This window comes from Candidatus Accumulibacter contiguus (genome assembly GCF_012940005.1).
GTDB classification, from domain to species: Bacteria; Pseudomonadota; Gammaproteobacteria; order Burkholderiales; family Rhodocyclaceae; genus Accumulibacter; species Accumulibacter contiguus.
The window spans coordinates 1-26,230 of the sequence record NZ_SPMX01000031.1 but is presented as its reverse complement, the minus strand read 5'-3'; the positions used below and the strand labels follow the sequence as shown (position 1 = coordinate 26,230).

The following is a 26,230-nucleotide window of genomic DNA, read 5'->3' as shown; positions in this document are numbered from 1 at the left end:
AACCCTAGTTCGGGTTGTTGAGCTTGGCTTTGAGCAAGGCCCCGAGATTCGTGGTGCCGGAACTGGCGCTGCTGTCAGCCGAAAACTTCTGCATCGCCTCCTGCTGCTCGGCCTGCTCCCTGGCCTTGATCGACAGGCTGATCGAACGTGTCTTGCGATCCACGTTGATGATCATCGCTTCCACCTTGTCGCCTTCCTTGTACACCTTGGTCAGGTCGTCGATGCGGTCCCGCGACACTTCCGAAGCGCGCAGATAGGCTTCGATGTCGCCATCGAGAATCACCACCGCACCGCGGGCATCGACCGACTTGACGACGCCACGCGCGATGCTGTTCTTGTCGTGAGTCGCGATATAGCTGGTGTAGGGATCGCCATCGAGCTGTTTGATACCCAGCGAAATCCGTTCCTTGTCGGTATCGATGGCCAGCACCACGGCGTCTACCTCGTCGCCCTTCTTGAAGTTGCGGATCGCTTCTTCACCCGCCAGCGACCAAGAGAGGTCGGACAGATGCACCAGACCGTCAATACCACCGGGCAGACCGATGAAGACGCCAAAGTCGGTGATCGACTTGATGGCGCCACGGACCCGGTCGCCCTTCTTGTAGTTCATCGAGAAGTCATCCCACGGATTGGCAGCACACTGCTTCATCCCCAGGGAAATCCGACGCCGATCCTCATCGATTTCGAGGATCATCACTTCGACTTCATCGCCGAGCTGAACGACCTTCGACGGGTGCACGTTCTTGTTGGTCCAGTCCATCTCGGAGACATGCACCAGGCCCTCGATTCCCTGCTCGATCTCGACAAAGGCGCCGTAGTCGGTGAGGTTGGTGACCTTGCCGAAAAGCCGGGTGGTCTGGGGGTAGCGGCGCGAGATGCCGACCCAGGGATCTTCGCCCAACTGCTTGAGACCGAGTGAAACCCGGTTCTTTTCCTGGTCGAACTTGAGAATCTTGGCCTGCACTTCGTCACCCACCGCAAGCACTTCGGATGGGTGGCGAACCCGGCGCCATGCCAGATCGGTGATATGCAGCAGGCCATCGATGCCACCCAGGTCAACGAAAGCGCCGTAATCGGTGATGTTCTTGACCACACCCTTGACGATGCTGCCTTCCTTGAGGGCCGCCAGCAGTGCATCGCGCTCTTCGCCAACACTGGCCTCGAGGACGGCACGGCGGGAAACGACGACATTGTTGCGCTTGCGGTCGAGTTTGATGACCTTGAATTCGTAGGTTTTGCCTTCGTAGGGGGTGGTGTCCTTGACCGGACGCATGTCCACCAGCGAACCCGGCAGGAAGGCGCGAACGCTGTTGGTCATTACCGTCAGTCCGCCCTTGACCTTGCCGGTGATGGTGCCGGTTACCAGGCTGCCGTCGTTGAGGGCCTGTTCGAGTGCATTCCACGCCGCGACGCGTTTGGCACGGTCGCGCGACAGGCGGGTTTCACCGAAACCGTTTTCGAGCTGCTCGATGGCGACCTGGACGAAATCCCCGACCTTGACTTCGAGTTCGCCCTTGTCACTCAGGAATTCTTCAATATCAATGTAGCTCTCGGACTTGAGACCGGCATTGACAACCACAAAGTTCTGGTCGATGCGCACGACTTCCGCGGTGATGACCTCTCCGGGACGCATTTCCTGACGACCGAGGCTCTCTTCGAAGAGTTCGGCAAAACTTTCAAGCATGGTGGGATTAGCTGACATATGAGTTGAGTTACCTAACCGCAGAAATGCGGGGTGAGTTAAAAACGATCACCAGTTCCGGCTTGGCAAGCGCACCACAACGGGAAGCAAGGACACTGCACCGACAGACCCGGTGCGACAGTACCTGCCTGCCGGGCCAACGGAACAACGCGTCGAGCTGGTGACACCAAAGGAAACGACGGTTGCCGTTTCATCCTTTCTTCGGACCCCTGCTGACCCAGTCCAACACCTGTGCCACCGCTGTTTCGATGGTGTGGTTCGTGGTATCGAGCAGATGCGCGTCCGTACTCTGCTGCATCGGAGCAACGCTACGTTGGCTATCCCGTTCGTCGCGCTCGCGCAGATCCAGCAAGAGGTCTGCAATACTAGCAGCCATTCCTTTTTCGATCAACTGCTTATGCCGACGCATGGCGCGCATCTCGACGCTGGCGGTGAGGAAAACCTTGGTCGTCGCATCGCGGAAAACGACCGAGGCCATGTCGCGCCCGTCGGCGACGAGGCCCGGCGGTCGACGAAAAGCCCGCTGCCGGAACAGCAGGGCGGCGCGCACGGCAGGCAGAGCCGCCACTCGCGAAGCGCCGGCAGAAATCTCCTCGCTGCGGATGGCATCGGAAACTTCCTCACCAGACAGGAGGATTGCATTGCCGACGAACTCGACGTCAAGACCGGCAGCAATCGCCGCGACGCAGTCTTCATCTTCCCAGGCCATTCCGGCACGTTGTGCGGCCAGGGCGGTCAAACGATAGAGCGCGCCGGAATCGAGGTAGTGCCAGCCCAGCGCCTGCGCAACGCGCGCGGCGATGGTGCCTTTGCCCGAAGCCGAGGTGCCATCGATGGCGATCACCGGAACCGTCTGGCCGACTTCGGCGAAGCGTGCGAAATAGTCCGGAAAGGTCTTGGCCACCGTTTCCGGGTCATTGATCCGCAGTGGTGTTCCCAGGGCCGCCAGCGAGCAGGACATGGCCATGCGGTGGTCGTCATAGGTATCGATCGTCGCTGCCTGCAGACCGCCGACTGGCGGATCGATGCGGATGTAGTCCGCGCCTTCTTCGACGACCGCACCGAGCTTGCGCAGTTCGGCCGCCATCGCGGCGATGCGGTCGGTTTCCTTGACTCGCCAACTGGCGATGTGGCGCAAGGTGGTCGGCCCTTCGGCAAACAGGGCGGTGGTGGCCAGCGTCATTGCCGCGTCGGGAATGTGATTGCAATCGAGATCGATGCCTTGCAGCCTGCCTGCCGGCGGCGCTGATGCCTCGATCCAGCGGGCGCCGGTGGTGATCTGTGCGCCCATCGCCGACAGGGCATCGGCAAAGCGGACATCTCCCTGGACCGAGTCCGGGCCAATCCCTTCGACACGCAGCGGCCCCCCGCCGATCGCGCCGAGCGCCAGAAAGTAAGACGCCGACGAGGCATCCCCTTCGACCTGAACGACTCCCGGCGAACGATAGGCGCTGCCCGCAGGCACGGTAAAACGCCGCCAGCCGTCGCGCAGGACCTCGACGCCAAAGCGCGCCATGCTCGCCAGCGTGATGTCGATGTAGGGTCTGGAAATCAGCTCGCCGACCACTTCCACCGTCGTTTCGATCCCGCGCAACGGCAAAGCCATCAGCAGACCGGTGAGAAACTGGCTCGACACGTCACCACGCACCCGCACCACATGCTGCGAGCAGGGCCTTGGCGGGTGAATCGCCAGGGGAGGAAAACCTTCCACAGCGAGGTAGCGGATCTCGGCGCCGAGCTGACGCAGGGCATCGACCAGATCGCCAATCGGTCGTTCGTGCATCCGTGGCACGCCGGCCAGGCGGTAATTGCCACCGGCGAGTGCCAGGGCTGCGGTCAGCGGTCGGAAGGCCGTGCCGGCGTTGCCGAGAAACAGATCGGCCGCACGCACCGGGAAATCCCCCGCCACACCCGTAATACAGAGCGCCTTGCCCGCCCCCGGAGCGACGTCAACGCCGAGGGTTTGCAGTGCTTCGAGCATGCGTGTGGTATCGTCGGAGAGCAGCAGCTCGCAAAGCTCGGTCTTGCCTGCCGCCAGCGCCGCCAGCAACAGCAAGCGGTTGGAGAGGCTCTTCGAACCCGGCAGGCGTACCGTACCGCGCGCCGCGAGTAACTGCGGCAGATCGAGATAGTCGATGCTCACTCGCTCGCCTTGCTTTCTGCCCACTCGCGACGAGCGTTCCTGGCGATGTCGAAGGTCGCTTCGAGGCTGGCGCCGTCGCCACGCTGCAGCGCGTCACGCAACTCGCCGAGCTGTGCCTGGTAGCGGTCGAGTTCATCGAGCAAGGCACTGCGATTGGCCAGACAGATGTCGCGCCACATTTCCGGGTGGCTGGCGGCAATGCGCGTGAAGTCGCGAAAACCGCTGGCGGCAAAGCCGAACAGCAGTTCCCGGTTGTCGCGCCGGGTCAGCTCATGCACCAGGGCAAAGGACAGGAGGTGCGGCAGATGGCTGACGGCAGCAAAAATCCGATCATGCTCGGTCGCCGTCAGTTCCCTGACCAGGCCGCCACAACACGCCCAGGCCGAACCTACGCGGGCGATGTCCTCGGGGCGGTTTTCCGGCAGCGGCGTCAGGACTATCTGCTTGTGGCAATAGAGGTCGGCGCGTGCGGCCAGGGCACCGCTGTTTTCTGCGCCGGCGATGGGGTGCGCGGGGACGAATTGCCCGAGCCGGGCAGCAAAATGGACACGCGCTGCGGCAATGACGTTTCCCTTGGTACTGCCCGCGTCGGTGACCAGCGTCTGGCGTCCCAGGCAGGGGGCAATGCGAGCCATGATCTCCGCGGTCTTGCCGACCGGCGTGGCGATCAGCACGAGGTCGGCATTGGAAACCTCCTGCCCGACATTGAAACCGGCACGATCCACGATACCCAGCTCCAGTGCCTGCGTCAGCGAGCCGATTCGCCGCCCGAAACCGACGATCTCTCCGGCCTGTCCGGCAGCCTTGAGTGCCAGCGCGAAGGATCCCCCGATCAGGCCGACGCCGAAGACGACGACCTTGGCGAACAGCGGCGCGCTGCTCACCGCCAGATCCCAGTGCAGGCACTGCTCACAGCGACACCTCCAGGGCGGCGAGGAAACGGGTATTTTCGTTTTCGGTACCGATCGTGACACGCAGCCATTCCGGCATCCCGTAGCCGGCGATCGGGCGAACGATGACCCCCTGTCTGAGCAGCTTCTGGTTGACCAGGAGCGCATCCGCCACCCGGAAAGTCACGAAGTTGCCGTGCGAGGGAATGTGGGTACAGCCCAGGCGCTTCAGTCCACCAACGATCTGCGCCATTCCCGAACGGTTCAGCGCATAGCTGCTGGCGACGAACTCATGGTCGTCGAGCGCTGCGATCGCTGCGACCAATGCGAGATTGTTGCAGTTGAAGGGTTGGCGAACGCGATTCATGAGGTCGGCAATCTCGGCCGAGCAGAGCGCATAACCGATACGCAGACCCGCCAGACCATAGATCTTCGAAAAGGTGCGGGTGATCACCAGGTTCGGCATGGCCGCCAGCCAGGCGGTCGTATCGACCCGCTCGGCGGCGGGCAGGTATTCGTTGTAGGCTTCGTCGAGCACCACCACGACCTCTGCCGGCAGTGACTGCAGAAACGCCAGAAGCTGCGGATACGGCAGAAAGGTGCCGGTTGGATTGTTGGGGTTGGCGATCCAGAGCAGCCGCGTATCGGGCCGGATCGCCGCGCGCATGGCATCGAGATCATGACCGTAATCCCTGGCCGCGATGGCAATGCCCTCGCCACCGGCCGCCAGCGTCGCCAGAGGATACACGGCAAAAGCATACTGCGCGAAGACTGCCGAGCGCCCCGGCGCAAGAAAAACCCGCGCAACGATATCGAGCACGTCATTCGAGCCATTGCCGAGAACGATGCACTCCTTCCCCAGGCCGGTGCGTTCGGCCAGCGCCTGCTTCAACGCGAAGTCATCCGGATAACGCGCCAGACCGGCGATCGCCTCGGTCACCGCCACGCGCGCCTTGGGACTCATGCCGAGCGGATTCTCGTTGGAGGCCAGCTTGACGATCTGCTCGACGGCAAGACCCATCTCGCGCGCCAGTTGGGTGATCGGCTTGCCTGGCTGGTAGGGCGAAATGGCCCGAATGTACGGTAATGATTGCTCGTAGCCTGCCATCTGCAGTCCTCGCGTCGAAAAGCCTAGAAGACAGCGACCGGGTAGGAGCCCAGCAGCTTCAGATAAGGCGCACGCCGAGCCAGCTCGGCGAGTGCGCTGCGCACCGCTGTATCATCGCGATGGCCCTCGACATCGACGAAGAAGACATATGCCCACAGCGTGTGACGTGCCGGACGGGATTCCAGCCGGGTCAGCGAAACACCGGCATCGGAAAACGGCGCCAGCAGCTGGCTGAGTGCACCGGTCTGGTTTTGCGCCGACATGATCAGCGAAGTCTTGTCGCGCCCCGAAGGCCCGGCATCGTGGCGACCGAGGACGACGAAGCGGGTAGTGTTGTTTGGTTCGTCCTCGATGTTGCTCGCGAGTTCAGGCAGGTGATAACGCTCGGCAGCCGCCTGGCCGGCTATCGCGGCAGTCCCCGCTTCCGCGGCGGCGAGTTGCGCGGCCTGCGCGTTGCTGCCTACCGGAATACGCTGCACGTTCGGCAGCGCGCGATTCAGCCACTCGTGACATTGCGCCAGTGACTGGGCGTGCGAATAGACCTTGGCCACTTCGCCAAGTGAGCGCTCATTGGACAGCAGATGCTGGTGGATGCGCAGCACCACCTCGCCGCAGACCTTCAGCGGCGTCGTCAGCAGCAGGTCGAGGGTGCGTCCGATGGCGCCCTCGGTCGAGTTTTCGATCGGCACCACGGCGTAGTCGGCATGAAAGGCTTCGACTTCGCGAAAGACATCGTCGATCGAAATCTGCGGCATCAGGCGCGCGGCGTGGCCAAAATGCTTGGTCGCGGCGCTCTCCGAGAAGGTGCCGAGCGGTCCCAGAAAGGCAATGCCCAGCGGCTGTTCGAGCGACAGGCAGGCCGACATCACTTCCCGGAAAAACCAGGTCACGCTCTCGTTCGACAGCGGCCCCGAATTGATCTCCTGAATCCGCTGCAGCACCTGCGCCTCACGCTCCGGCCGGTAAATGAAGCCGGCCTCACCATGGCGCGCCTTGATCTCTCCCACCTGCTGCGCGTAGCGGGCACGCTGGTTCAACAAGCCCAGCAGTTGCCGGTCGAGGCCATCGATCTGCTGGCGGACGATGGCCAGTTCGCTCTGCAGGTCGTCGTTCACCAGGCGCACCCCAGGTGGCGTCGTGACCCGTCCATCCGGCAAGGTGCGCGTTCGAACATACCGAACATGCTATTCCTGATCCAGAGCAGTGCCGGGAGGCTCGACCGCTGCAGTGTCCTCACCCTCGGCCACCTGTTCCACGCCTTCAATCCCTTCGACCCCTTCAACGTACTCGTCGCTCTCGACGATTTTTTCCAGTCCGGCGAGCTTCTCCCCAGCGTCGAGCGCGATCAGCGTCACCCCCTGGGTGGCGCGACCGAGTTCGCGAATCTCGCGCACGCGCGTGCGGATCAACACGCCACCGGTGGTGATCAGCATGATTTCGTCTTCGTCACGCACCAGGCGGGCGGCAACGACCTTGCCGTTGCGTTCGCTGGCGGCAATCGCCTTGACCCCCTGCGTGCCGCGACCGGAATGGCGGAAATCGGCGAGCGCCGTGCGTTTGCCAAAACCATTCTCGGTGGCCACCAGCACCGTTTGCTGATCGTTGTCGGCAACCAGCAGCGACAGCACCTGTTGCTGGTCCGCGAGCCGCATTCCGCGCACGCCGCGCGCCGTACGCCCCATCGGGCGAACGTCTTCCTCGTCGAACCACACCGCTTTGCCAACGTCGGAAACCAGCACCACGTCCTGCAGACCATTGGTGATCTCGGCGCCGATCAGGACATCGTCCTCGTCGAGGGCGACGGCGATGATGCCGGCCTTGCGCGGGTTGGAGAAATCCGACAGCGGCGTCTTCTTGACCGTGCCGTTGGCGGTGCACATGAAGATGTAGCGATCGTCGGCGAACTCCTTGACCGGCAGGATGGCACTGATTTTCTCGCCATCCTCGAAGGGAAACAGGTTGACGATCGGTTTTCCGCGGCTGTTGCGCGTCCCCTGCGGCACCTCATAGACCTTCAGCCAGTAGACACGCCCGCGGTTGGTGAAGCAGAGGATGAAATCGTGCGTATTGGCCACGAACAGATGGTCGACGAAATCGTCCGCCTTCATCGCTGCTGCCTGCTTTCCCCGTCCACCTCGCCGCTGTGCTCGATAGTCGGCAAGCGGCTGCGCCTTGATGTAACCGGTATGCGAGAGCGTCACCACCATGTCGACCGGAGTGATGAAATCCTCGATCCCGAGATCCTGGGTGTGGGTGACGATCTGCGAGCGACGCTTGTCTGCGAACTGGGCGCGGATGCCGGTCAATTCGTCGACGATCATCTCGGTGATGCGCTCGGGACGCGCCAGGATGTCCATCAGGTCGGCAATGCGTTCGAGCAGTTCGCCGTAATCGGCAACGATCTTGTCGCGTTCGAGGCCGGTCAGGCGCTGCAGGCGCAGTTCGAGGATCGCCTGTGCCTGTGCTTCCGAGAGCAGGTAGCCGTTCTCCGCCAGGCCGAATTCGCGATCCAGCCCTTCCGGACGGGTCGCATCGATCGCCGCTCGCCGCAGCATCTCGGCGACCGTCGGCGAGGTCCAGTGCCTGGCCATCAGCCCGCGGCGTGCATCGGCCGGCGTCGGCGCAGCTTGATCAGGGCGATGATCTCGTCGACATTGTCGAGCGCCACCGCCAGGCCTTCCTGGATGTGCGCCCGCTCGCGCGCCTTGCGCAATTCGAAAACGGTCCGCCGGGTCAGCACCTCGCGCCGGTGCCAGAGAAAACACTCGAGCATCTGTTTGAGGTTCAGCAGGCGCGGCTGCCCATCGACCAGGGCGACCATGTTCATGCCGAAGGTATCCTGCAGTTGCGTCTGCTTGTACAGGCAGTTGAGCACCACTTCAGCCACTTCGCCACGCTTCAGCTCGATCACCACACGCATGCCCGATTTGTCGGACTCGTCGCGCAGATCGGAAATGCCGTCGATCTTCTTCTCGTTGACCAGCTCGCCGAGCCGTTCGAGCAGCGTTCGCTTGTTCACCTGGTAAGGCAGTTCGTCGATGATGATCGCCTGACGATTGTTGCCCTTCTCCATCTCCTCGAAGTGCACCTTGCCACGCATGATGACGCGCCCGCGCCCGGTGCGATAGCCCTCGCGGACCCCGGCGAGGCCGTAGATGATGCCGGCGGTCGGAAAGTCGGGTGCCGGCAGCAGATCGATCAGCTCGTCGACGCCGATCCCGGCGTTGCCGAGCAGCGCGAGGCAGGCATCGATCACTTCACCGAGGTTGTGTGGCGGAATGTTGGTCGCCATGCCGACCGCGATCCCCGACGAGCCGTTGATCAGGAGGTTCGGAATGCGCGCCGGCATGACCAGCGGCTCTTCCTCCGAACCGTCGTAGTTGGGTCCGAAATCGACGGTTTCCTTGTCGATGTCGGCGAGCAATTCGTGCCCGATACGCGCCATGCGCACTTCGGTGTAACGCATCGCAGCCGCATTGTCGCCGTCGACCGAACCGAAGTTGCCCTGTCCATCAACCAGCATGTAGCGCAACGAGAAATCCTGCGCCATGCGCACGATGGTGTCGTAGACCGCCGTGTCGCCATGCGGATGGTACTTACCGATGACATCGCCGACGATCCGCGCCGATTTCTTGTACGGCTTGTTCCAGTCATTCGACAACTCGTGCATGGCGTACAGCACACGCCGATGCACCGGCTTGAGGCCATCGCGTGCATCCGGCAGCGCGCGTCCGACAATCACGCTCATCGCATAATCGAGATACGATCGACGCATCTCGTCTTCGAGGCTGATCGGGAGGGTTTCTTTGGCGAAAGCTTCCATCTTCTATCCGCTGGCGACGTGACTTCGGCAGGAATGTCGTCGTCTTGTTTAAGCCCGCTATTCTAGCATGCTCGCGATTCCCCCGGACCCGGCAAGGTGGGGATATCGGGAGTGAATGAAAGGGTCGGATGGATACTGATGTCCGCAGGCCACTGGCTACTGCGCCTTGCTCCCTCGCAAGACGGCGAAGCGGTTGGCAATCTGTAGTGACCACTTGTCGAATGCGTCGCGCGCGTATGCCCAGCTCTGGAAAGAACTCATGTAACCCTTGATCCAGGTGTCGGTGGCACCGGCAGCGCCGGCATCGATGTCGGCCGCATATTTGCGGCCGATCTGGGTATCGGCGCATTCGGCCAGCACGACGTTGCTGGCACCGTCGAGAAACTGCATTTCGATGCCGGTTTCGCCAAGGTACGGCGTCGAACCCGCCGGCCGGCCCGACGCCGGACCCGAAGCGGCCTCGGCGACGAAGCCGTAGGGAATCGCCGTGCCCACCACGCTGCGGCCGACCTGCGTCGGCACCAGGTTGGAGATCTCGATGCGCAGCACGATCACCCCCGGTCCTGGTTGATCCACGACCTGCATCTGCGGTTTCAGGGTCTTGACCAGTGAGGCGTGGAAGTAATCGACCAGCGCCTTGAGATCGGTCGGATCGACCGCCTGCTGCTGATCCGGCTTGAGGCTGACCAGGATGCGGGTGATCATCACCTTGTTGTAGCGCTTGAAGTCGAGATCCGGATTCCGCCAGCACAGCGCACCATCACCGCCGGGCGCTGTCGTCAAGCGGTTGTAGTCGGTGAGGAAACCGGTGCGCGTGATTCGCAGCGGATCGCTGACCGTCACGTCAGAGCTCGGCCCCATCAGGTCGGCACAGCCAGCGAGCAGCAGCACCCCGAGAAGGCCACCTGCTGTTTTGCGGGCCAGCCGGAGTGCGCCGGCCGCGTCGCTTGAAGCGGCAAATCTTTTGCCAACAGTCATCGTTACGTCTCCTTGATTGAGGCCACGATTCTACCCTGCGCAAGCTGCAACGAGTGCTTTTGCAGAGGTTCGCTCCTCACCGGGTTGAACTGCCAGAGAAAGTGAACAAAAGTGCCGATTGATTGCGAGACTGACAAACTCACCCCGATTCACCTATGCTCATGCTCATTTGTAGACCACATTTGCTCACAATATGTCACAGTACGCCCGCCCATCGCTACCTTGACACAGCGCCTGTAGATCAAACTCGTGGAAACTCTCGTCAAATGAGTGATACCCCCATTCCCGAATACATCACCTCTTTTACCGAAGTGAGCTGGGGGATCGCGCTGGTCGCAGCGACCATGGCCGTGCATGGATTTGGCATGATCCTGACGCTCGATATCAGCCGTACCCTGCAGCAGAGGGCGAATGGCACGCATTCCTTCCTTTGGGGGCTCGGCAACGTCATCCTTGCCAGCTGGCTGATCACTCTGGTGCATCTGCTCGAGGTCGCCGTCTGGGCATCTTTCTTCGTAGCCACAGAAGCAATTCCCAGATTTGACACGTCGTTCTATTTCGCGCTCCTGGAATATACCACCCTGGGCAGCAGTATCGATTTGTCTGACGACTGGAATTTGCTTGAAGGCATGATCGCCATTGCGGGCTTGATGACTTTTGCCTGGTCCACCGGCGTCCTGTTCACCGTCGTACAAAGTTTTCAGAATCGCCAACTCGAACTCATCGAGGAGCGGCGCAAAATGCGACAGGCGATCCAGGCGTTTTCTGCAGGGCAGCGATCGGGAGACAATGGCCAGCAGAGCGCGCCGGGCTTCGATCGACTGCGGAGCGCAGTGCAGCGTCTACGGCAAGCCGATCTGGTTGGCGTGCGTTTCGCCACGCATATCTTCATCGCGAGCGGCACACTTTGGCTGTTGCTGCGGCTGGGTGTCGGTACCAATCCGATCTGGGCGATCAGCGCGATGATCGCCGTGAGCGATCCGAACATGCACGAGGCAATGGCCACGTTCCGCGGCCGGATCTTCAATACCTTGCTTGGCTGTACCGTGGGCTTGCTGTTCCTGGTCGTCGGCAGCAGTTCGAGCCAGTGGAAACTGCCGCTGGCCATGGCGGCGACAGTCCTGCTTTCGACCTACGTCGTTCGCGTACCGGCGATGTGGCGTCAGGCACCGATCACTGCTGCGCTGGTGATCGCTTCGGGATTGATTCATCATTCCAAGGAGAGCGGCGTCGAAGACGGCGTGATGCGCGTGATCGAGGTCCTCCTCGGTTGCATTGTCGGCCTGTTTTTCACTTGGCTGATGTCGAGAATCTGGCCGGTGCGCGTTGCCGGCAAAGAAAGCGGTGCGGCAGTACCATAAAGCTTCACCGAGTTACCCTCGAGCGAAGGGTGAGCAGCATTTTCACAATAAGGGACTACGCAATATGGCGAACGAGGAAAACGGCACGCTGCCGAAAACTGACGATGGTATGGGTCACCAGCGGTTTCTCCAGATCAAACAGGGCAAGTACTCGGACGGTCATCCGCTCGATGAGGTGCAATATCTCGAGTGTAAGCTGATCCTGAAACCCGATCGTTTCATCGCAGCAAAAGTATTCTTCGAGTACGGCGAACTCGCCCGTCGGACGGCGAAAGAATTCGGGATTGATTTCTTTAGCAAAGGAGTGGCCCTGAAGCCACAGGTGCGAGAGGTGGAGTTTTTTGACACCGCCGACTTCCGTCTTTACAACAATGCATTCATCCTGCGGCAGCGCGTCACCTATGAAGATGGTTTTCCTGCCGGGGAACCGGAGATCGTCTTCAAATTCCGCCATCCCGAAATGCAGACGGCGGCTGACCTGGACGTGCGGCCGCAGATTGCCGGCCACTATCGGATCAAGTTCAAGGCGGAAACACTGCCGTTGAAAGATCAGGTCGGGTCGTATCGCTTGCTGTTCTCACACAATGCGCAATTTCCCTTGAGCCAGGAACCCGAAGGTGCGCACACTTTCTTGAGCGGCCTGGCGCGGATGTTCCCGGCTTTGGACTCCCTGAAGCTGGCAGGCGCCGACCAGTTGGCGCTGGTCAACGGCGCAATCGTCGAAGAGATCCTGCAGGACCTCGGGACCTTCGATTTTGGCCACGGGGTTACCGCCGACGCCAATATTGCGATCTGGCGCGAGCGCGGCACGCACAAGCCACTCTGCGGTGAGTTCGCATTCCAGGCCCAGTTCAGGCGCCGGGACGAACTGCACGAGAAGGCCATGCAACGCTGCCGTCAGTTTTTCATCGCACTGCAAACGACCGGTCGCGACTGGCTGTCTCTGGGAACGACCAAGACCGGGCTGGTGTACCGGATGAAAGGCAATCCACCGCAGGCTCACGAGTAAAGACGAAAGATGAGAGATCGCTGGCATTACACTGGCCAGTTGCCGCCGGCACGGTTCAACATGGCGCGCTACTGTCTGTCGGCAGCGGCCCGGGCCACCCCGGACAAGGTGGCACTGGTCGTGGTGTCCGACGCCAAGGCACTGGCCGAACGAGCGGAACACTGGACTTACGCGCAACTGGACAAAGCCGTCCGACAAATGGCGGCGGGGCTGCGTGCTCTGGGTCTGGAACCAGGGGCACGGCTGATGATCCGCATGGGCAATACCAGCGATTACGCACTGCTGTTCTTCGGCGCCATCGCCGCCGGTTGTGTACCGCTGCCGTCCTCGGCGCAACTGACCGAGGAGGAAGCTGATTTTCTGCTGGCCGATTCCGGCGCCCGGATTGTCGCCATGTCGGAGGAGTTGACAATCCAGGCTCCGCCGGGCGTGCAAGTGTTGGGTTCCAGCGACATCGCGTTGTTGCGAAACCGGCACGAGGGACTCGATTACGCCGATACCGCTGCCGACGATCCCGCCTTTCTGATTTACACCTCCGGCACCACCGGCCAGCCCAAAGGAGTGTTGCACGCCCAGCGCTCGGCCTGGGGACGGCGACCGATGTATCAGGCTGGTATGACATCCGCCAAGATGATGTGATCCTGCACGCCGGTGCGTTCAACTGGACCTATACGCTGGGGGTCGGTCTGACCGACCCCTGGGCCAACGGCGCGACCGCGGTGCTCTACAACGGGCCTCGCGATGTCACGGTCTGGCCGATGCTCATGGAGAAATTCCGGGCAACCCTGTTCGCCGCGGTGCCAGGGCTGTATCGGCAGATACTGAAGTACAACGACCTGCGCGCGTTCGATCTTTCCCGCTTGCGCCACGGCCTGACCGCCGGCGAGGCGCTGGGCACCGCTTTGCTGGAACAGTGGCGGACGACGACCGGCAAGGAACTGTACGAAGCTTTGGGGATGAGCGAATGCTCGACCTACATCTCTTCGTCGCCCAGCGTAGCGGTACGGCCGGGCAGTTCAGGCAAACCACAGCAGGGCCGCTGCGTGGTGGCACTGCCGGTCGAGGGTGGGGAGGAGCCATTGCCGCCGGGAGAGACCGGGCTGCTGGCGGTACATCGCAGCGATCCAGGCCTGATGCTGGGCTACTGGAACCGAGCGGACGAAGAGGAACTGGTGTACCGGGGCGAGTGGTTCATCGGTGGCGATCTGGCACATTTCGACGCGGACGGTTACCTGATCTATCATGGCCGCAACGACGACATGATGAATGCCATGGGCTACCGAGTGTCGCCATTGGAGGTGGAGCATTGCCTGAGCAAACATCCGGCGGTGGCGGAAGTGGCAGTGACCGAAATGGCGGTGCGCGAGGGGATCCGCGTGATCGCGGCCTTCGTGGTGCCGCGCGACCCCGACGAGCCCGATGGACTGGACGCCGCGCCGCTGCTGGCCTACGCCCATGAACATCTGGCGGCCTACAAATGTCCCCGCGAGATCCTCTTCACCGACAGCTTGCCGCGCACTGCCAACGGCAAGATCCGGCGCCGCGATCTGGCATGGAAGTGAGTCGCAAAGACAAAGTGGGACATCTGTCCCACTTTGTCAAAGTGATGGTTCCCGAGGTCAGGCAGTATCAGTTGCCTTACGCGCGCCGACGCGCGAATCCGAATGCACCGAGACTGAGGCCGAGCAGAGCCAGAATGCCAGGCTCGGGCAAACCCCTGATCTCGCGCTCAATCTTTTTCTCGATCGCCGGAGCAAAAGCGGTGAAGTCCTGAGCGAAGGCCTGGAAGGAGCCGGGACCACCAATGACGTTCGTGCTGCCATACTGGAAGGCGTTGATGAGGTCGGTCGCGTCGAGACCGAAGAAATCGCGGTCGTTCAACCAGATCGCGTTAATCGTGGTCCCGCCGTTCGTCAGGAAATTGTCCCGCGCCGCCTGAACTGTCGGGCAGACCACATTGTTGAAAGCGCAGCCGTCGATGTCCTGCGCACCCTCGGATGCGATGTCGAGGGTACGCCGCGTTCCCTCGAAATTGTTGCCGTTGATGTCGGCTAGCGCAGTATTGATCAGGTTGCTCTGCCCGTCGTTGCCGCCTCCCGCGCCGCGTGGGGCAAGCGAAACCGCGTTGGCAAAAGCAGTCGCACTGGCCAGATCGCTAATGACCGTCCAGTCGACCGCCAAGTGCACGGCATTCGAGAAGTCCACCAGTTTCACGGCGATTTTGCCGATTGCCCCGCTCTGGATGGCGCTGATCACCGCCGCACTCTGGAAGGCGCTGGCGATACCGCTGCGCGACAGCGTAAAATCCGTGCCATCCACGCTGCCCGACACGTCCTGCGCCAGGTAAAGCTCAAGATCGACGGGAACCGCTTGCGCGGTCTGCGCGCCAAAAGCAAACATGGCTACAGCACAGGAGGCTGCCATCTTTTTCATGGTCTGTTTGATTTTCACTTGATTTCTCCTTGGGGTCTCAATGTAAAAACTCGTTCTTTACGGCACTCAAAGTGACATCGAGTACCGCCTGGGTCATGTCCCGAAACAAGCGCCGGACATCGATACCTTAAGCAAAATTCGTGCCCGTGTATTATATACCTTATATATCAATCGCTTGGCTAATGAATCGGGTTTCTTGACCACAATGGCGCGAACCAGATGTAAAAAAAAACCGACACACGTCGGCCCGGGAACCTCTCGGCGTATCATTTCGGACGCGTCTGCGCCCGCCACCTGCAAGGTCCTGAGGTCGCATGCATGCCGGCCCTGCGCCTCACGCAAGGATGCAGCCGTGAGTCGGCCGAGCCTTCCTTTGAACCCCGCAGAACTTCAGCCGAGTTCGCGCGCCACGACCGCCACCGAGCCGGCGTCGGGCAGATTGGCCAGTTGCGACAGGATGTAGTCCTTGACCAATGCCAGCAGTTCATCGACGCGCGTTGACGGCATACCGATTTCTTCGGCCACATCGCGTACTGCCGCCAGTTCCTCGGGGGTCAGCACGCCGTCGGCATAGGCGACCATCAGACAGGTAGCGACTACCAGGTCGCGCTCTGCCGCTGCACCGAAGGTGCAGGAGAATTCACCACCCGGCCCGGCCTCTTGCAGGCTATCGAAAGCCGGCCAGTCGACGCTGGCGTCGCAGCCGCTATCGTGGAACCAGCGAATCAGTGCCACCTCTTCGGTGGTCCTGGCGCCATCGACATGCGCGATGCGCAACAGCAGGCGGGTCGCGGCAATGCTCTGGTCGGCATCGAGGGAGACATTTTCAAGCAGGGGGAACATAGGAACTCCTTCAAGAGAGGATCTCACGCCGCAACTCGGCGAGCCGTTCCTGCACCTCGCGCGCGGACAAGGACCGGAAGCGTTGCGGCAGCAGCGAGCGCCGTGAGGTTTCGGCGACCGCGAGCATTTCCATGTAGCGCACCATGGTCGTTTCCTGCGGTGGCATGAAGTCATCGATGGCAAGCGCGAAAACTTCCCGGCTGACGGCCGGGGTAGCCGCGGCGCCTGCTCGCGCGGGCAAAGGAAGGGGCGAATCGGCACGCTTCGCCCGCTCGGCAAACTCGGCAGCGAGCAGAGCAAGGGCTTCCAGGTCGGCATTGGAATAGCCATCGAGTCCCTCGCAGGCGGCCAGCAGGTGCTCTTCCGGGAAATCGACGGACACCCGGTAGCGCTCGAAAACGGCGCGGACGACGGCGGCACGTTCGGCCGCGGTCTCGGCGTAGAAGAAGGGGATCTTGCGGTCGAGGCGGCCGGGGCGCTTGATGTCGGTATCGAGCTTGTCGGGGCGGTTGGTCAGCAGGATGAACAGCACCTGGCCGCGATTCTCGGGATCGGACATGAATTCCTTGAGACGGGCAATGACCCGCGAACTGGTGCCGCCGTCGGTGTCGTCACCCTGCCGGCCGAAACTGCGGTCGCCTTCGTCGATGAGCAGTGCGATCGGTCCCATCGCCTTGACGGTTGCCAGGACGCGGTCGAGATTGGCCTCGGTCGATCCGACCCATTTCGAGCGGAAGTTTTTCAGGGCGATCCCGGATAGCCCCGCTTCCTTGAGAAAGGCCTTGATCACGAAGGTCTTGCCGGCACCCATCGGCCCCACTGCAAGCAGTCCCATCGGCGCGCGCGCGCGCTCGCCGCCCTGGATCAGGCGCGCGATGTCGAGCAATTCGCCCTTGATCTGCGCGTTGCCGCCGACGCTCTCCAGGCCATGCCGCGGTTCGATGAATTCGATCAGTCCGGCGCATTCTTTTTCGATCAACTCGCGCTTGCGCTGGCGCACCACGGCCATCATCTCGCCTGCCGGATCGCCGTTCCCGGGCAGCACGCGTGTCGGATCGACGAGCTGGCCGATTTCGGCGGGCGTCATGCCGGCAGTGATCGCAGCCAGTTTCTCGGCGCGCTCGGCAGCCTGTGGGCTACCCTGCAGCAGGCTGGCAATCAGCGTCCGCCGCTGCGCCTGGCTCAATCCCAGCGGCGCTTCGCTGGCGACGATGCTGGCCAGTTGAATCAGGCGCAGGCCGGCGGTGTGCTCGGCGAGCGGCTCGGCCTCGGCTACCGGCATGCCGGGCGCGTAATGCCGGATCGCCGCGTGCCGGTCGGCACGATCGGGCATCGGCAGCTCGATCGCCAGCACACGCGGATGCGTCAGCAGCGCCGGGCTCAAGTCGGCCAGGGATTCGCTGACCAGGAGGACGACGTTGTCGCGATTGGCAAATTGTTCGTCAAGCGACCAGCGATGCAGGGCGGTGAAGGCACCACGCTCCTCGAGCGAGAGCAGATGCAGTTCGGCGGCCGGGAAAAGGGTTCCAGCATAGGGAATCAGGAGCGCGCTGGAGCCTTGCTCGCGCATCTGCCGTTCAAGCGACTCGAAGATGCCGTTGAGTCCCTTGCCTTCAAGATGGCGGTAGAGTTCGGCCTTCTCTTCGGCGCTGCCGCCCTGAATGACGCGTACGCCGCGATCGATGCTGAGTTCGTAGATGTGCTGCTTGTTGTCCTTGAGCAGCACTTCGCTGAGGAAGGGCAACAGCGTGTAATAGCGTTCGCCGACCCGATAACGGTCGAAAACATTGCGGTAGAGAACGAAGACCGAGGCCTCGCCGGCCAGGTATTTCTGGCGCAGCGTCTCGGCCCATGCCGGCAGGGCTGGCCGGCCGTCGCTGCCGGGGCTCATGCCGGGAAGCGGGCGGGGCGGCGCCTGCTGTCGCGCATGGCAGTGGGCATCACATCGCGCATCACATCGACTTGCCGGTGGTATCGGTCTGGACGCTGCGCGCGCGCTTCATTTCCTCGAGCTGCTGGCGGGCGGTGATCGCGCCGCTGCTCTGCCGCAGCCGCGCGAGCTTGATGTCGAGATCGGAATCGCGCAGTTCGCTGCCCATCTTGGCCTCGGCAACGGTGTTCCTGATGTGTTCGCGGACGTTGTCGAGCGCCCGCACTTCGGCATCGACCGACAGGCCGTCGAGCTGGTTCTGAATTTTCAGCCGCGCCTGTGCGCTGTGCATCTGCGCCAGCATGCGATCCTTCTCATCCTTGAGCTTCTGAATCTCGGCCTTGATCTGAATCAGCGAATCCTTCGCCTCCTGTGCGTCGGTGCGGGCCTGTTCCATTTCCTGCTCCAGCACCTTGATGCTGGCTTCGAGGGCGTTCTTTTTCTGGATCAGGACGATGCCGAGTTCGTCCTGACTGGTGGCGAGCGCGGCGTTGAGGTCGGCCGAGATCGCCGCGAGTTCGTTGCGCTCGTTCTCCAGCCGCGCCGAGATCTCCTCACGCCGGCGCATGATCGCTGCGGTGGCGCTCTTCAGCTGGCCGTATTTCCCGATCATCGAGTCGATGGCATTCTGGTAAGCGATTTCGGGATGCCGCTTTTCGACATCGGTGATCCACAGCGAGACAAAGCCCGACCAGAGGTTGGACAGGCGTCCGACAAAATTGATGTCAGCCATCGCTTTCTTCCTTTCGTGAGCCGGTTATCCGGCCATTCGTGAGTCGCATACGCGACTTTCACATTAACCGACGCGGCCGCGGCCGCCCACCGCGACCAGTCGCCGCTGCCGTGCCGCCGTCGTGGTCGGCATCGCCATGCCCGGCAAGTTTTCGGCGAGATCGCTCGCGAGGTCGGCCTCGATGTCTTCCTGTAGACGCAGCTTGCCGATCGCCTCTTCGAGCCGCGTGCCGACGTCTTCGCTCACCGGCAGCGTCATGATCGTCTGATAAATCTCGTCGAGCTGGTCAGGCATCGACAGCATCGCCGCCTCGAGCGCCCGCCGGCGACTGAGCATGCGGTGGTGCCGCTCGATGATCGCCAGATAATCGGTACGCGCCTTCTGCAACTGCCGCAGGTCGGTGCCGGGACGGGGTGCAGCGAGTTCTCTGTCGAGCGCCGCCACCTGCTGTTCGACCTCGCGCAGATTGACCGATTCGGCGCGGTCATCCATGACCAGGAGCGCCAGCCACAGTGCCAGGTATTCGAGCGTCACCTCGTCGAGTTGCTCGACATCACGCCAGGCGAGACGGCCATGGCCGCTGTCGGCACGCTGATAGAGCGACTGCACGCGTTCGTACATGCGTTGATAGATGCGCAAGGTCGGCGCAGAAAGCGCACGCTTGCCCGAGCGCTTCTGAATCTCGGTCATCAACTGCTCGCGCGAGGCCTGCCGGACGTTCGCCCGCCAGCGCCGATCGACCTTTTCGCGAAAGGTCGGCAACGACGGGATGTGCAGCGCGGCAAGGATGTCGCCGGCGGCAAAAGCGATCAGCGGCACCGCACCGACCGCGAAACCGAAGGGGATCGAGAGCAATGCTCCGACCGCCAGCGAACCAAGGAAGGCGTAGAGATTGGTCTGACTGGTCAGAACCTCCCGGACGTAGGAGGGTTTCGCCTCGGCCATGGTTACACCGTCACCCGCACCTGTCCCCTGCCGGGACTGGCCTGGTGCAGTTGCGTGAGAATGCGCTCCTCGAGCGCCTGCGCCTCGCGCGAGCGCTGCCAGGTGGCCGAGCGCGGTCGAGCCTCGCTGATCACGAAATCATCGGCAACGCGCGCCGGTTGTGCGGACAGGACGATGACGCGGTCGCCGAGCACCAGAGCCTCGGTAACATCGTGCGTCACGAAGACCACCAGGCACGGCCAGGACTGATACAACTCGATCAACAATTGCTGCATTTCCTCGCGCGTCTGCGCGTCGAGCGCCCCGAAGGGCTCGTCCATCAGCAGGATGCGTGGCCGCAGGACGAGTGCGCGCGCCAGCGCAACGCGCTGGTTCTGGCCGCCGGAGAGCTGCGCCGGCCGCAGCTTGAGCTTGTCCGCGAGTCCGACCGCCTTGAGGATGTCGGCCACGCGCTGCCGCCACTCGGCTTCCGGTACCCGTGCTTTCCAGAGATTGAGCCGGAACGGGAAAGCGACGTTGTCGAACACCGTCAGATCCGGCCGATTGGCGTAGCGCTGAAAGACCATCACCGCATCGTCGTGCGGGCCGATGCACTCGACCCCGTCGATCAGAACCTTGCCCGCCGTCGGCGTATCGATGCCCATCGGCCGCACCCCGCCGAGCATGTGCAGCAGGGTGCTCTTGCCGCAGCCCGAGGGTCCGAGCAGCATACTGATGCCTGGTTGATCGAAGCTCAGCGAGACCTGGTCAATGACTCGCGTCACGCTACCGCCGGGCGCCGGATATTCCTGGACGATGTCCTTGACGACCACCGACAGCGGTCTGGCTGCCGCTGCGGAGATCCCTGCCGGCTTGGCCGCCACGTTCACTGCTGCGTCTCCCAGGGATACAGGCGGCGCTTCAGCCAGACCATGAATTGATAGGTTGCCAGCGCCAGCGCAATGATCACGATGATGCCGGCAAAGACCTGATCCCAGGCGCTGAAGCGCCGGGCATTCTGGATCAACTGCCCGAGGCCCTGGCGTGCATTGACGTATTCGGCGACGGTGATGTAGGTCCACATCACCGAAAAGGCGACGATCACGGCATCGGCGATGCGCGGCATGGCCATCGGAATCACCGCCCGGTGGATGCATTCCCAGGGCGTCGCGCCGAGGTCGCGGGCGCCGATCCAGTAGCTCTGCGGCACCGCCTGGATCGCGTCACGGACCATCGGAATCAGATAGACCACGGCGCCGATGAACAGGAAGGCGATCTTCATCGTCTCGCCGATGCCCAGCCACATCACCAGGATCGGCAGCAGCGCGACCACCGGCGCCGAACGGAAGGGATCGACCAAGGGCGACAGGGCAGCGTTCACGCGCGGTGCGGCGCCCATGCAGATGCCGATCGGAATGCCGATGGCGATCACCAGCACACCCGCGACGAGCAAGCGGCCGACCGACCACAGCGTCGCGGTGAACAACATGCTGTCGCCGTCGTGCCAGCTCAGATACGACAGCGCCGTGACCACATCCCAGGGTGCCGGCAGTTTGGTCGAGCTGACCAGTCCAGTTACCGTCAGCAGGCTCCACACCAGCAACAGCGCCAGCACCGAGCCGACGCCGAGCCATTGCCGCTGTCGGCCATCGAGTGGCGCGTAGGGGTTCCAGAATTCGCTCATGCACTCAGCCAGGGCATGCGGGTCAGCGGCCGCCGAAAACGGCGACCCGCGTCGTCCGGTTCAGCGCCCGGCATTCCTCGATCGAGAGCCCTTCATTGGCGGCGTTGGCTTCGACGCACAGCGGCCGGTCTGGGCCGTTGCCGACGATCTTGAAACGCTCGCGCGGGAACTCCCATTGCGTCGCCAGATAGTCCACCACCGCGCGTGCGCGCGCTGCCGACAGACGAAGATTGACCTCGCGGGCACCGGTAGCATCCGAATTGCCGCTGACCTCGAAGTAGGCCTTGCCGTTGTTCTCGATGAACGGCACTATCTCGGTATCGACCGTCTTTTGCGCGCGCTTGGTCAACTCGGCGCTCCCCGAGGCGAAACCAACGGTCACCGGCTTGGTCACCATCGCCTCCTGCTGCGTCGCCTCCTTCTGCGCCGCCTGGGTGAATGTCGTTTGCGGCCTGGCGGCGGCTTCTGCCGCAGCCTGGTTCTGCCCGAGCAGGGCCTTGATATAACGATAGTCGAAGCTGTCCTGCGGCGCGATCACCGGTGATTTGGGATTGGCCAGCGCACCGGCCTTGCGATAGATCTCGTCGAAGCGCTTGTAGACCCGTTCGTAATGATTGGTGCCGCCGACCAGCCCGAGAATGCGCGCGTTATCCTCGACGCCGGTCCACACCAGATTGGAAAACAGGCTCTTGACGAACGGTCTACCTTCCTTGTCGGCCAGCAACTTGAAGAACTCCTGCGTCCTGACCAGCGCTTCCACGGCGTTGTCGGGGTTGGCACGCGCCGCCTGCACGCCTGCCATCCAGCCGGCAACGAACTTCTGTACCACCGCCTGCCCTTCCGGCCTAGCCAGCAGACGAGCGTCGCAGACCATCACGTCAAAGATCAGGTTGGTCGCCGTCCGGGTCGAATAGACGACATGCGCTCCCTTGACATTGCGCAGAGCGAGTGCCAGATCCGGATCCCACAGCACGGCCGCGTCGACAGCGCCGGATTCGAGCGCCGCGCGCACGCCGGCGGTTCCTTCCTCGGCGTTGATGAATACCATCTTGATGCTTTCCTTCTTGCGTGCGGTCAGTGAAGAATTGTCGATGGCGTCGATCAGCATGCCGTGTGAGGGCGTGAACTGCAGCAGCGCGACCGAGCGACCGGCCAGTTCCTCGACCGCTTTCACTGCCGCATCGCGGGCGATCACCGCATCGCCGCCCTGGGTGTTGTCAACGATCATCACCGCCTTGCCATCGAGGCCGGCGTTGCGCAGGTTCGGCTGTTCCTGCGCCCAGAAATCCGAGGTCCGCCAGGCGCACTGTGCGGCGCCGGATTCGAAGATGGTGGCCAGCGTCGGAATGTCGTCCTGAATCACGAAACGTACATTGACCCCCTCCTTGGCATAAATCGAACCCGGCTGGGTGTTCAGGTCGTTGCCGTTGGCCACCAGTGCCGGGGCATAGCCGTGAAAACTGACCAGGCTGACCTTCAGCGGGTTGGCAGCGCTGCCGAGCGGCGCATTCCGGTCTTCGGCCGTCACTGCCCTGGCTGGCGGCGTCGACTTGGGGGTGGTTGCTCCGGGCGTTGGCGCGGGCGCGGGCGCGGCCGCCGTCGGCTTCGCAGGCGCCGCCTCGCCACCGGCAAAACGCTCCTTGAGCCCGAAGTTCCAGGCCAGCGAACCGGCAACGCCAAGAACGACGACGGTGATCAGTCCCTTGGCCAGTGGCGTCAGTTGAGCCATGTGTTGTTCTCCTTGCTGGGAAGTTCAGTGAGCGGCGCCGGGCGCCTTGAAAGTGATCGGTATTTCACGCAGGCGATCGATCTCGGCGTCCACACGGCGCGTCTCGCGCGCGGCAGACTCCCGCGCCGCGCGCAGGCCGGCTTCGACGCTGGTCGTTTCCTGCGCCGCGCGGGTCACTTCACGTTCCAGCAACTGTTCGAGTTCGGCGATCTGTTTGCGAATCGCAGCCGTCCCCTCATCGAGCACCTGCCTGATCTGATCGACGAGTTCGGTGGACTGCCGCTCGCGGTCCTGCAGCTGTGCAGACAACTGCCGTTTGTGGTCTTCCAGCGCGGTGATCTTGAGATCGGCGTCGCTCAGGCAATCACTGATCTGCCAGTTGTCGTCGGCCGCATCCATCGCCAGCACCGCCATCTTGCGGGTCCCGGCATCCATGGCGCGCAGGCCGTCGAGAAGACGCAGCAGCTTTTCGGCCGGATACGGCGAGGCAGGAACCCCTGCCGCCGCGAAAATGTCTTCGAAGGCATGCCCTTCCAGGGCATCGCCATCCAGGTCCGGGCAGGCCTCCGCAAGCGAAGGCAGCGCACTCGCGGCTGGCGCTGCTGCCGGCTCTCCGGAAGCTTGCGCGTGCAGCGGCGGCTCCGGCGCCTCGGCAAGCGCCTCGGTCCCGGCCATTGGAATTCCTTGCAGCGGCTCCTCTGCCGAGGCCGCCTGGCGCTCGTCTTCCGACAGTTCGATCAGCTTTGCCTTCGCCAGCAGGTTCAAGAAACCCTTCATGCCAACTCCCGGAATGCTTGCCACGTCGTATGACCCGGCAGAGTCAGGGATTATACGAACGAAAGCCGGCAATGCAAGCAACAACCCGGCAAGATCATGCACCAACTGGCGAAAGGCTATAGCGACGAAGATACCGCCATATCGTCCGGTCGCGGTCAGGCCACGGCGAACGTGGCCTGCCGGATTATTGCAGGAACTGGAATGGTGATTTGCGCCGCACGACGATTCCGCTCGGAGGATTTTGCGCCGACGATGTCTACCCGTGACTGGCGCTCGTATTGGCCTCCCGGCAACTGCCCCGCGTCGTCGCCTCGTCCCTCACTCTCTGGAGAATCATCATGTCGGCTACACCCGCTACCCCCATCAAACTCTATCGTCACCCCTTGTCCGGTCATGCTCATCGCGCGCAACTGATGCTGTCACTGCTCGATTTGCCGACGCAACTCGTCGACGTGATCACCGGAAACGGGACTTGGCAAGCATGAGCGCGGCAACAGCGTCCCCCTGGCACCGCGGCGAACGTGAGCTGCAACAGAGCGTCGGCGTCGCCGAGCACATGGAGGTCTTTGGTCGCCAGGTCATCCGCGACTTCATGCCGGAGCAGCATCGCACGTTCTACCGGCAGCTACCGTTCCTGGTGATCGCCGCTGTCGACACGGCCGGCGATCCCTGGGCGACGCTCGTCGAGGCGCGCGCCGGCCTGGCCGAGTCACCCGATGCGCGGCACCTGCAGATCAACGCCCTGCCCGGCCAGGGGGATCCCGCTGGCGACGCGTTGCGGCCGGGCGACGGCATCGGCGTGCTCGGCATCGAGCTGCAGACGCGCCGCCGCAATCGCGTCAATGGCAGGGTAGTCGCACGCGACGACCGCCAGCTGACGCTGCAGGTCGAGCATGCCTTCGGCAACTGCCCGCAATACATCCAGGCAAGAAACCTCACGTTTTCCGATGATCCCGCCGAGCCTTTCAGCGCTCGCACCGAAGTCCTGTCGACACTCGACGCAGAGGCCAATGCCCTGATCCGGGCCGCCGATACTTTCTTCGTCGCCAGCTATGTGGATCCGGAAGGGAATGCAGGCAGACGCCAGGTCGACGCCTCGCATCGCGGTGGCAAGCCCGGCTTCGTCCGTATCGATGGCGACGTCCTGACCATCCCCGATTTTGCCGGCAACCTGCATTTCAACACCCTGGGCAATCTGCAGGTCAATCCGCGGGCGGGCCTGCTGTTCATCGACTTCGCCAGTGGCGATCTGTTGCAGCTTAGCGGTCGCACCGAACTGCTCCTGGCGGGTGACGAAGTCAGCAGTTTTCAGGGGGCTGAGCGGCTCTGGCGTCTGCAGGTCGACAGGGTGGTGCGCCGCCACCGCGTGCTGAAGCTGCGCTGGCGTCTCGAGGAAATCTCGCCCAATTCCTTGATGACCGGATCGTGGGAAGAGGCCCTGGCTCGCCAGCAGGCACAAACGCTGCGTAACCAGTGGCGGCGTTTTCGCATCGCACGCATCACCAAGGAAAGCTCGACCATCAAGTCCTTCCATCTCGAAGCCGCCGACGGCGCCGGCTTGCCGCTCTACAAGGCCGGGCAACACCTGCCCATCCGGCTGGCCGTCGCCGCGGGCGGCGCGCCGCTCATTCGCACCTACACCCTGTCGGCGGCGCCGTCGGATGGCTACTACCGCATCAGCGTCAAACGCGAAGGACGGGTTTCGCAGTTCCTGCATGAGCACACCGCCGTCGGGGATGAAATCGAGGCGCGTGCGCCGCTGGGCGATTTCGTCGTGAACCCGCACGAACGCCGCCCGCTCGTCCTCCTGTCGGCCGGGGTGGGGTGCGAACGAAAGTGTTGGACGGGGAGTCTCGGTTTTAAGCCGCTCTGCGTAGAGGCTCCGCCCAGCGCTTTTCCCAATAGGTTTCCCACAGCTGGTTATGTCGCATGACACGCAGGTTGATCATGGCTTGAGCCATGTCCGCACGCCACCAAGCCCCTGGGCGCTTGAGGCGGGCCTGCACGAGGTAGCGATGAGAACTCTCGACCTCGCCAGAGCCGACGGGCAGATTCAGCGCAAGTGCGCGGGGGTAGTCCAACTGGTCGAGTCGGTTGGAGAAATAGCGCCAGGCGACGCGCACCGGAGCCTGCGGGTCATCGACCGATGCAGGTTCGAGGTGC

At 62.8% G+C, this 26,230-nt stretch carries 18 protein-coding genes and 4 pseudogenes; 5 read left to right on the top strand and 17 right to left on the bottom strand.

What is annotated here, in order from left to right; translation table 11 throughout:
• Positions 1 to 4: 4 nt before the first annotated feature.
• The 7 genes and pseudogenes from rpsA to E4Q08_RS12090 all read right to left on the bottom strand — a co-directional run bounded on the left by rpsA (position 5) and on the right by E4Q08_RS12090 (position 10,644).
• Positions 5 to 1,702, bottom strand: coding sequence for a 30S ribosomal protein S1 (rpsA, locus tag E4Q08_RS12120; RefSeq protein ID WP_169070568.1), 1,698 nt, complete (start codon positions 1,700 to 1,702; stop codon positions 5 to 7).
• Between the two features lie 190 nt (positions 1,703 to 1,892).
• Positions 1,893 to 3,839, bottom strand: coding sequence for a bifunctional 3-phosphoshikimate 1-carboxyvinyltransferase/cytidylate kinase (locus tag E4Q08_RS12115; protein ID WP_169070575.1), 1,947 nt, complete (start codon positions 3,837 to 3,839; stop codon positions 1,893 to 1,895).
• A 2-nt stretch (positions 3,840 to 3,841) separates the two neighbouring features.
• The gene (locus E4Q08_RS12110; protein ID WP_169070567.1) at positions 3,842 to 4,729 is read right to left on the bottom strand and encodes a prephenate dehydrogenase; all 888 of its coding nucleotides are present in this window, start codon (positions 4,727 to 4,729) and stop codon (positions 3,842 to 3,844) included.
• A gap of 25 nt (positions 4,730 to 4,754) precedes the next feature.
• Positions 4,755 to 5,843: a histidinol-phosphate transaminase gene (hisC, locus tag E4Q08_RS12105; RefSeq protein ID WP_169070566.1), complete on the bottom strand. Its 1,089-nt coding sequence runs from the start codon at positions 5,841 to 5,843 to the stop codon at positions 4,755 to 4,757.
• Positions 5,844 to 5,866: 23 nt separating this feature from the next.
• The gene (gene pheA / locus E4Q08_RS12100) at positions 5,867 to 6,958 is read right to left on the bottom strand and encodes a prephenate dehydratase (protein ID WP_372703648.1); all 1,092 of its coding nucleotides are present in this window, start codon (positions 6,956 to 6,958) and stop codon (positions 5,867 to 5,869) included.
• Between the two features lie 69 nt (positions 6,959 to 7,027).
• Positions 7,028 to 9,666 (bottom strand): annotated as a pseudogene (gene gyrA, locus E4Q08_RS12095) (DNA gyrase subunit A).
• 156 nt (positions 9,667 to 9,822) lie between these two features.
• On the bottom strand, positions 9,823 to 10,644 hold the full coding sequence (locus E4Q08_RS12090; RefSeq protein WP_169070565.1) for a DUF3313 domain-containing protein: 822 nt from the start codon (positions 10,642 to 10,644) through the stop codon (positions 9,823 to 9,825).
• Between the two features lie 266 nt (positions 10,645 to 10,910).
• Between E4Q08_RS12090 and E4Q08_RS12085 the strand changes: the two genes are divergently transcribed.
• From E4Q08_RS12085 to E4Q08_RS12075, 3 genes and pseudogenes are all read left to right on the top strand, one after another.
• Complete coding sequence (locus E4Q08_RS12085; RefSeq protein ID WP_169070564.1) at positions 10,911 to 12,005, top strand: FUSC family protein; 1,095 nt, start codon at positions 10,911 to 10,913, stop codon at positions 12,003 to 12,005.
• A gap of 64 nt (positions 12,006 to 12,069) precedes the next feature.
• Positions 12,070 to 13,014 (top strand): hypothetical protein, encoded by a 945-nt coding sequence (locus E4Q08_RS12080; RefSeq protein WP_248594862.1) that lies wholly within the window; start codon positions 12,070 to 12,072, stop codon positions 13,012 to 13,014.
• 9 nt (positions 13,015 to 13,023) lie between these two features.
• Positions 13,024 to 14,576 (top strand): annotated as a pseudogene (locus E4Q08_RS12075) (acetate--CoA ligase).
• Between the two features lie 76 nt (positions 14,577 to 14,652).
• Here the strand turns inward: E4Q08_RS12075 and E4Q08_RS12070 are convergent.
• The 9 genes from E4Q08_RS12070 to E4Q08_RS12030 form a co-directional block, all read right to left on the bottom strand.
• The gene (locus E4Q08_RS12070) at positions 14,653 to 15,465 is read right to left on the bottom strand and encodes a DUF1194 domain-containing protein (RefSeq protein WP_169070563.1); all 813 of its coding nucleotides are present in this window, start codon (positions 15,463 to 15,465) and stop codon (positions 14,653 to 14,655) included.
• 372 nt (positions 15,466 to 15,837) lie between these two features.
• Positions 15,838 to 16,290: a TerB family tellurite resistance protein gene (locus E4Q08_RS12065; protein WP_034914042.1), complete on the bottom strand. Its 453-nt coding sequence runs from the start codon at positions 16,288 to 16,290 to the stop codon at positions 15,838 to 15,840.
• A gap of 10 nt (positions 16,291 to 16,300) precedes the next feature.
• On the bottom strand, positions 16,301 to 18,181 hold the full coding sequence (locus E4Q08_RS12060; RefSeq protein WP_169070562.1) for an ATP-binding protein: 1,881 nt from the start codon (positions 18,179 to 18,181) through the stop codon (positions 16,301 to 16,303).
• Between the two features lie 61 nt (positions 18,182 to 18,242).
• Entirely contained in the window at positions 18,243 to 18,953 is a 711-nt protein-coding gene (locus E4Q08_RS12055) for a PspA/IM30 family protein (RefSeq protein WP_169070561.1), read from the bottom strand.
• Positions 18,954 to 19,016: 63 nt separating this feature from the next.
• Complete coding sequence (locus E4Q08_RS12050) at positions 19,017 to 19,898, bottom strand: hypothetical protein (protein WP_169070560.1); 882 nt, start codon at positions 19,896 to 19,898, stop codon at positions 19,017 to 19,019.
• Positions 19,899 to 19,900: 2 nt separating this feature from the next.
• A complete protein-coding gene (locus E4Q08_RS12045; protein WP_308240124.1) occupies positions 19,901 to 20,767 on the bottom strand; it encodes an ABC transporter ATP-binding protein in 867 nt (288 codons plus the stop codon).
• Positions 20,764 to 21,561 carry an ABC transporter permease gene (locus tag E4Q08_RS12040; protein WP_169070559.1) on the bottom strand — a complete coding sequence of 266 codons (798 nt, stop codon included), beginning with the start codon at positions 21,559 to 21,561 and terminating at the stop codon, positions 20,764 to 20,766. Before E4Q08_RS12040 ends, E4Q08_RS12045 begins: the two co-directional genes overlap by 4 nt.
• 22 nt (positions 21,562 to 21,583) lie before the next feature.
• Positions 21,584 to 23,290, bottom strand: coding sequence for a phosphate ABC transporter substrate-binding/OmpA family protein (locus E4Q08_RS12035; protein ID WP_169070558.1), 1,707 nt, complete (start codon positions 23,288 to 23,290; stop codon positions 21,584 to 21,586).
• A gap of 24 nt (positions 23,291 to 23,314) precedes the next feature.
• Complete coding sequence (locus E4Q08_RS12030) at positions 23,315 to 24,067, bottom strand: methyl-accepting chemotaxis protein (protein WP_169070557.1); 753 nt, start codon at positions 24,065 to 24,067, stop codon at positions 23,315 to 23,317.
• 338 nt (positions 24,068 to 24,405) lie between these two features.
• Here E4Q08_RS12030 and E4Q08_RS12025 point away from each other — a divergent pair.
• Positions 24,406 to 24,537 (top strand): annotated as a pseudogene (locus tag E4Q08_RS12025) (thioredoxin domain-containing protein); the annotation flags it as partial.
• A gap of 11 nt (positions 24,538 to 24,548) precedes the next feature.
• The gene (locus E4Q08_RS12020) at positions 24,549 to 26,000 is read left to right on the top strand and encodes a pyridoxamine 5'-phosphate oxidase family protein (RefSeq protein WP_308240123.1); all 1,452 of its coding nucleotides are present in this window, start codon (positions 24,549 to 24,551) and stop codon (positions 25,998 to 26,000) included.
• On the opposite strand, the pseudogene E4Q08_RS12015 reads toward E4Q08_RS12020, so the two are convergent.
• Positions 25,927 to 26,230 (bottom strand): annotated as a pseudogene (locus E4Q08_RS12015) (hypothetical protein); the annotation flags it as partial. The gene E4Q08_RS12020 and the pseudogene E4Q08_RS12015 sit on opposite strands and share 74 nt — an antisense overlap.

What these genes read in the sequence shown, in the direction of transcription:
- rpsA (WP_169070568.1), bottom strand. Translation starts at nt 1,702, where the DNA reads ATGTCAGCTAATCCCACCATGCTTGAAAGTTTTGCCGAACTCTTCGAA.
- hisC (WP_169070566.1), bottom strand. Translation starts at nt 5,843, where the DNA reads ATGGCAGGCTACGAGCAATCATTACCGTACATTCGGGCCATTTCGCCC.
- E4Q08_RS12090 (WP_169070565.1), bottom strand. Translation starts at nt 10,644, where the DNA reads ATGACTGTTGGCAAAAGATTTGCCGCTTCAAGCGACGCGGCCGGCGCA.
- E4Q08_RS12085 (WP_169070564.1), top strand. Translation starts at nt 10,911, where the DNA reads ATGAGTGATACCCCCATTCCCGAATACATCACCTCTTTTACCGAAGTG.
- E4Q08_RS12080 (WP_248594862.1), top strand. Translation starts at nt 12,070, where the DNA reads ATGGCGAACGAGGAAAACGGCACGCTGCCGAAAACTGACGATGGTATG.
- E4Q08_RS12065 (WP_034914042.1), bottom strand. Translation starts at nt 16,290, where the DNA reads ATGTTCCCCCTGCTTGAAAATGTCTCCCTCGATGCCGACCAGAGCATT.
- E4Q08_RS12060 (WP_169070562.1), bottom strand. Translation starts at nt 18,181, where the DNA reads ATGAGCCCCGGCAGCGACGGCCGGCCAGCCCTGCCGGCATGGGCCGAG.
- E4Q08_RS12055 (WP_169070561.1), bottom strand. Translation starts at nt 18,953, where the DNA reads ATGGCTGACATCAATTTTGTCGGACGCCTGTCCAACCTCTGGTCGGGC.
- E4Q08_RS12050 (WP_169070560.1), bottom strand. Translation starts at nt 19,898, where the DNA reads ATGGCCGAGGCGAAACCCTCCTACGTCCGGGAGGTTCTGACCAGTCAG.
- E4Q08_RS12040 (WP_169070559.1), bottom strand. Translation starts at nt 21,561, where the DNA reads ATGAGCGAATTCTGGAACCCCTACGCGCCACTCGATGGCCGACAGCGG.
- E4Q08_RS12035 (WP_169070558.1), bottom strand. Translation starts at nt 23,290, where the DNA reads ATGGCTCAACTGACGCCACTGGCCAAGGGACTGATCACCGTCGTCGTT.
- E4Q08_RS12030 (WP_169070557.1), bottom strand. Translation starts at nt 24,067, where the DNA reads ATGAAGGGTTTCTTGAACCTGCTGGCGAAGGCAAAGCTGATCGAACTG.
- E4Q08_RS12020 (WP_308240123.1), top strand. Translation starts at nt 24,549, where the DNA reads ATGAGCGCGGCAACAGCGTCCCCCTGGCACCGCGGCGAACGTGAGCTG.